This is a genomic window from Streptomyces sp. URMC 126, from assembly GCF_051386555.1.
Classification (GTDB): domain Bacteria; phylum Actinomycetota; class Actinomycetes; order Streptomycetales; family Streptomycetaceae; genus Streptomyces.
Genome location: NZ_JBPQTX010000370.1, coordinates 1 through 6,452, shown reverse-complemented (window position 1 = coordinate 6,452; position 6,452 = coordinate 1). Strand labels below are relative to the sequence as shown.

Genomic DNA, 6,452 nt, shown 5'->3' with positions numbered 1-6,452 from the left:
CCCGCCCCCCCCCCCCCCCCCCCCACCGGTCCGTGCGGCGACTCTCGGCCATGCGGTACGTCCCGTTTTGCGGTTGAATGCCCGCCCGGATTCGGGGCGGTGGAAAGCCGGGGTAACAGGCCCTGTGATACTGGGGCCGGAATGTGTGTTTTGGTGCCAGGGGGTACGAAGTTGTCGAAGAGGACCACGCAGGCGGCGACGGCCCTGGTCGCCGCGGCCGCCGTCGCACTCGGACTGTCGGCCTGCGACTCCGGGAGCGACTCCGGCGGCGCCGGAGCCGGGGGGAAGTCCGGCGGAAAGGGCTCCTCGGCGTCGCCCTCGTCCGACTCCGCCTCCGCCCACAAGAGCCGGCAGCAGAACCGCCGCAAGCCGGAGGAGAAGTGGGACGGCAAGGTCAAGGTGATCGGCGACGGCTCCACGTCCTACACCGGCCCCCAGCCCAACCAGCCGAAACCCCGGAAACTGAAGCCCGGCGAGAAGCCCCCGCAGTTCGTCGTCTTCTCCTGGGACGGCGCCCTGGAAGGCGACGACCACCTCTTCTCGCACTTCCGCCAGGTCGCCAAAGAGAACAACGCCAAGATGACGTTCTTCCTCACCGGCACCTATCTGCTGCCCAAGTCCAAGGCGACCCTCTACAAGCCCCCGCAGCACAAACCGGGCGAATCGGCGATCTCCTACGCGACGGACGCCCACATCCGGGACACCCTCCGGGAGGTCCGCGCCGCCTGGCTCGACGGCAACGAGATCGGCACGCACTTCAACGGCCACTTCTGCGGCAAGAAGGGTGGTGGCGACTGGAGCGAGAGCGAGTGGAAGAGCGAGATCGAGCAGGCCTATTCGTTCGTCCGACACTGGAAGACGAACACCGGCTACAAGGACCTGCCGCCGCTCCCCTTCGACTACGAGAAGGAGCTGGCCGGCGGCCGCGCGCCCTGCCTGGAGGGCCAGCAGAACCTGCTCAAGGCGGCGCGGCAGTTCGACTGGCGCTACGACGCCAGCTCGCCCGGCGACTTCCAGATATGGCCGTCACAGATAGGCGGCATATGGAACTTCCCGTTGCAGCTGCTGCCTTACCCCAAGAGCGAGAAGCAGGTCCTCTCCATGGACTTCAACTTCCTCTACAACCAGTCCGGCGACAACACCAAGGGTGACCCGAAGAAGTACCCGGAGTGGCGGAAACTGACCCGGGACGGCTACCTCAACGGTTTCGAGCGCGTCTATCACGGCAGCCGCGCGCCGCTCTTCATCGGCAACCATTTCGAGGACTGGAACGGCGGCATATACATGAAGGCGATGGAGGACGTCATGAAGTCCGTGTGCAAACGCGACGGCGTCCGCTGCGTCTCCTTCAAGCAGCTGGCCGACTGGCTCGACGTCCAGGACCCGGACGTCCTGACCCGGCTGCGCGGGCTCGACCCGGCCCAGTCCCCGGACTGGGCGTCCCTCGTGAAGTGAACCGGCCGAACCGGCCGGGGTGAGGGCGCGGGGCGGTCCGATGACCGCCCCCCCCCACGGCCGGGGCCCGGTTCAGGAGCGGCCGGTCATGTACCGCGTCCAGATGCCGAGGGGCACGGCGGCCGAGGACGCCGCCCCGGACGTACCGCCCTTGCCCTTGGTCTTCGCCTTCCCTTCGGCCTTCCCCTTCTCCCCGGCCTTCTCGTCCTCGCCACCGGACCCGTCCAGGGGCAGCAGCTCCTGGGTCTTCGGGTCGATGCGGGCGAGGGAGACCGCGGTGGAGAGACCCTCGCGGTACCCGACGAACCAGGCCGACTTGCCGTCCTGCGCCGTACCCGTCTTCCCCGCCGTGCCGGGCCCGGCGGCCTTGGCCGCGAGCGCGGTACCGTGCCGGACCGCCTCCCGCAGCGCCTCGTCCACCGCCTTGGCCACGGAGGCCGGGAGCGCCTGCCGGGGCCGGGGCCGCTCGACGGCGACGTTCGCCCCGTTCCGGCGGAGACCGCTGACCGAGTACGGGTCGGTGTGCCGGCCCTGGGCCGCGAAGGTGGCGTAGGCGTCCGCCATGCGGATGGCGCTGGGCGTCGAGGTGCCGAGCGAGAACGACGGCAGCTTCTCGCCGAGACTGCTCTCCAGCAGACCCGTCTCCACTCCGACCTTGCCGACCCGGTCCAGGCCGACGTCCATGCCCAGCTGCATCATCGACGTGTTGACCGACTGCGCCACCGCGTTCTTGAGGGAGATCCGCCCCCAGGACTTCCCGTTGTCGTTCTCGGCCTTGACGATCTTCCCCGAGCGGTCCCAGTAGGGGCCCTCCGGCGTCAGCAACGTGATCTTGTTGTCGCCGTCGTAGAGCGTGGCCGGGGTGACGGGGGTACGCGGCTTGCCGCGCTCCCGCTGGACGCCGTCGCGCAGCGCCGCCGCGTAGACGAACGGGGTGAACGCGCTCCCCGCGGGCACGACGGAGGAGTTGGCGTCGTTGAAGCCCTGCTTCAGATAGCCCTCGCCGCCGTAGAGGGCGGTGATGCGTCCGTCGGTCGTCACCGAGGCGGCGCCGATGCGCAGGTCGCGGTCGGGGTGGTCCGGGTCGGGCCCGAGGGACGCGCGGGCCTTGCCCACGGCCTTCGCCAGCGCCTCCACGCGCCTGCGGTCGAAGGTGGTGTGGATCTGGTAGCCGCCGCGGGCGAAGTCCTGGTCGGAGACGTCGCTGTGCGCGCTCACGTATGCCCGGGCGGTCTCCACCAGATAGCCGGTCTGGCCCGCCAGTCCGGAGGGGTGCGGCGGCGGTACCGGCTCAGGGAAGCGGGTGTACGTGGCCCGCTCCGCCTTCGAGAGCTTGCCGATGCTCACCATCCGGTCCAGGACCCACTTCCAGCGCTCGACCGCGCGCTCGTGGTTCTTGGGGCTGACGGCGGGGTCGTAGAGGGCCGCCCCCTTGAGCAGCGAGGCGAGGAAGGCGCCCTCGCTCGCGTTCAGCTCCGAGACGTCCTTGTCGTAGTACGCGTGGGCGGCCCGCGCGATGCCGTAGGTGCCCCGCCCGTACCAGCTCGTGTTGAGGTACTGCTCCAGGATCTCGTCCTTGCTGAGCTTCCGGTCGAGCTTGATGGCGATGAACATCTCGCTGAGCTTGCGGTCGAACGTCTGCTCCTGGTTCAGGTAGGCGTTCTTCACGTACTGCTGCGTGATGGTGGAGCCGCCCTGGGTGTCGCCACCGGTGATCATCTTGGTGACGGCGCGGAGCATGCCGCTGGGGGAGACGCCGCTGTCGGAGTAGAACGTCTCGTTCTCGGCGGCCAGCGCGGCCCAGCGCACCTTCTCCGGGACCTTGTCCAGGGGCAGGTCCTGCCGGTTGACCTCGCCGGTGCGCGCCATCTCGGTGCCGTCGGCCCAGTAGTAGACGTTGTCCTGCTGGGTGGCGAAGGCGTTGAGGTCGGCGGGTATCTCCGTGCGCGCGTACATGATCGCGAGGAGGCCGGTGACGACGCCGATACAGCCGAATATCAGCCCCAGGGTCTGCCGCCACGACGGGACCCAGCGCCGCCACCCCGACCGCCCCGGCCGCGGATACGCCGGCCGCAGCCACCGCCCGACGCGGCGCGCGGTCACCTGACGGGCGCCCCACAGCCGGCGAAGGACGGCGGGAGCGGCGGCTTTCCGGGCATGTGCCCCTTTACGACGTTCGATCACTGGTCGACCCTATGGGATCGGGTCCCGGAGATTTGTGCCGTATTGTCGCGAAAACATTACGGTTCGGGCCCGCTTCCGGCCGGGCCCTTGAAAGCGGCCCTCATGCCCGCTCTCACCCGCTCACCGCTGCCGCCGCTCTTCGGAACCCTTCCCACCGTTTGCCTGGTGGGAAGGGTACGCCCGCCCTCGTGCGCCGCTCACACGGGGGTGGGGCAAGGCCGGCGGCGCCCGGCTCCGCGCCGGATCAGAAGTGCTCGACCTTCTGCCCGGCGGGCACCCGGTAGCAACCGACGAGCCGCCCGTACCGCAGCCCGCGAGGGCCGAGGCAAGAGCCAAGGGGGGTTGCCAGGGAACAGAAGGCTGTCGGCTCGTCGGTGTGGCATGTGTGTCGGAAGTCGTGCGGATTACGGAATTCCGTCTCGTAGCGCGGGATCAATGGCGGCTCGCACTCGGGGGAGGGCCTTCGGCGGGCGACGGCGGGGGCGCTGCCGCGTTCTCCGTTTCGGCCGCCGTGGAGCGGCGGGCGATCAGTAGGGCGCAGGCCGCGGCGGCCGACGCCGCGGCGACCGCGAGGGCGTAGCGGGCGCCGACGGGGGAGTCGGTGAGGCCCCAGGTGGCGGAGGCGAGGGCGGGGCCGAAGGTGAAGCCGAGGTTGCGGGAGAGCTGGACGGCGGAGCCGGCCGTGCCGGCGGCCCTCGGGGGTGCCGCGTTCATCACCAGGGCTTGGGTCGGCCCGCCGTAGAGGCCCATGCCCACACCCGCGATGGCGAGCCGCCAGACGATGTCGGCCGAGGACCAGTCGTGGTCGCCGAGGAGGATCAGGAGGAAGAGGCCTAGGGTGGTGAGGGCGGCGCCGGCGACGGCGGTCGGGCGGTGACCGTACCGGTCCGCGAGGCGCCCGCCAAGGGGCCCCGCCACGCCCATGGCGAGCGGGAAGGCGAGCACGGTCAGGCCGGTGGCCGTCGCCGACAGCCCGCTGTCGTCCTGCAACCGCAGCGCCACGACGTAGTGCATCGCACCGAAACCGCAGGCCAGCGCGAACACCGCGCCGTAGACGCCCTGCGTACCCGAGGCGCGGACGACGTCCACCACCGGGCGGGCGCCCGGCCCGCGGAGCCACCGCACCGCGGGCGGTACACCGACGAGCGCCAGCAGGAGCCAGGCGGGGGAGGACGGCGCGAGGGTCAGGGCCAGCAGCAGCGCCGTGATCGCGGCGCCGACGAGCGCGGCGTCGGCCAGCAGCCGCCGGCCCGGCGGGACGAGGCGGCCCCCGACGGGCAGCGCGCGGCGGGCCACCAGCAGGGCCGCGAGACAGAACGGCAGCTTGACGAGGAACACCGCGCGCCACCCGAAGGCGTCGAGGAGGACGCCGCCCACGGCCGGCCCGGTGACGGCCCCGAGCGGGCCCAGGGTCGCCGGGACGCTCATCGCCCGGCCGCGCAGACGCGGCGGCACCGACCGGGCCGCGAGGACGGGCATGAGGACGAACAGCACCGCCGCGAACACCCCTTGGAGCACCCGCGCCGCGGCCAGCACCGGCATCCAGGGCGACGCGGCGGAGAGCAGGCCGCACACGGCGAACCCGGACGTGGCCGTCAGCACGGCCGGCCGCAGCCCCGTACCCGTCCCGCCGCCGCTCACGTCCAGCCACCGGCCGGCGGGCAAGAGGAGGGCCACGACGGCCAGTTGGTATCCGAGGACCGTCCACTGCGCCATGGAAGGCGAGACCCGGAGGTCGTGCGCGATGTCGGCCAGCGAGACGTTGACGATGTTCATGTCGAGCATGGCCACGAACGACAGCACTCCGGCGATGCCCACCAGCACCCACCGGGGCCGCCCGTCCTCGGCCGGCCGCCGCGTACCCTCCGGCGGTTCCTCGCTACCGTGCCGCATCGTGTCCCCTCCGAGGCCGTGAGGCCGCCGTCGACCGGATCCGGATGGCGAGAGCGCTCGCACCCGTGCCGTGCCACCGGCGCGGCCGCGCCCCGGTGACCGGATGAGCTCGCGGCGGGCCTTCGGGGAAGAACTCCGCGCCCCCAGGAAGTCGGCCGGCGGCGCCCGTCGGTTCCCGGCCCGGCCGGGAAACGGCTCGGTACGGGAAACGGCTCGGTCCCGTGCGGCGCTGCCTGCCGGAGGACGTCGCGCGGACGTCCTCGGGGGCCAGCATCGCATGGCGGTGTCCGCCGGAGGACGTCCCGATACGGCCTCTTCCCGGCCGTCCGCCGGGCGCGGTTTCGCCGGCCCGCCCGCGCCCGGACGCACGGCGTGCGGCCCGCACCGCGGCGTAAGGCACCCGGGAGCGGCGGAAGGCGATGTCCGGTTCCGCGTCTTGCGTTTCGGGGCCACGGCACGTTGGTTGTGCTTGTCGCCGGCGCCGGAGGGGAAGGCCGGTGGAGGAGACCCGCGCGCCGAGGGCTCGCCGGAGGACGTTCAACCGGCCAAGGTGCGCGCTTGAACACGCCTGCCCGGCAGGCAAGTTCCGTGCCGGCCCGACATTCCCGGGTGACCAGCGGCCCGGCGGGTCCCGGCCCTACCCGTCCAGGCCCTGACCACCGGCCCGTCTCCGCGCCCCCTCCTGCTCGAACGCGCTTTCCTTGAACGGCCCCACAGGCGCATCGTTTCGGTGACCGGGCGGCGGGGAGCGGCAGGGAGTGCTCCTGACGCGCGCCCAGGTACCGGTTCGCCGGGAACCGGCCGTGGAGCGCCCTCGCGCGGCCGGCGCTCCCTTCCGTCGACCCAATGACCGTTGATTCGTTGATCCGTTGACCCGCCGACCCGCTGACGATCCCCCACGAGGCCGGACGTTCCCCCCG

At 71.9% G+C, this 6,452-nt stretch carries 3 protein-coding genes; 1 reads left to right on the top strand and 2 read right to left on the bottom strand.

What is annotated here, in order from left to right:
- Positions 1–141: 141 nt before the first annotated feature.
- Positions 142–1,455, top strand: a complete 1,314-nt coding sequence (locus ACSNOK_RS29325) for a hypothetical protein (RefSeq protein WP_436783822.1) — start codon at positions 142–144, stop codon at positions 1,453–1,455.
- A 72-nt stretch (positions 1,456–1,527) separates the two neighbouring features.
- Here ACSNOK_RS29325 and ACSNOK_RS29320 read toward each other — a convergent pair whose 3' ends face one another.
- Complete coding sequence (locus ACSNOK_RS29320; RefSeq protein WP_436783821.1) at positions 1,528–3,639, bottom strand: transglycosylase domain-containing protein; 2,112 nt, start codon at positions 3,637–3,639, stop codon at positions 1,528–1,530.
- A 432-nt stretch (positions 3,640–4,071) separates the two neighbouring features.
- Entirely contained in the window at positions 4,072–5,532 is a 1,461-nt protein-coding gene (locus ACSNOK_RS29315) for an MFS transporter (protein WP_436783820.1), read from the bottom strand.
- Between the last annotated feature and the right edge of the window lie 920 nt (positions 5,533–6,452).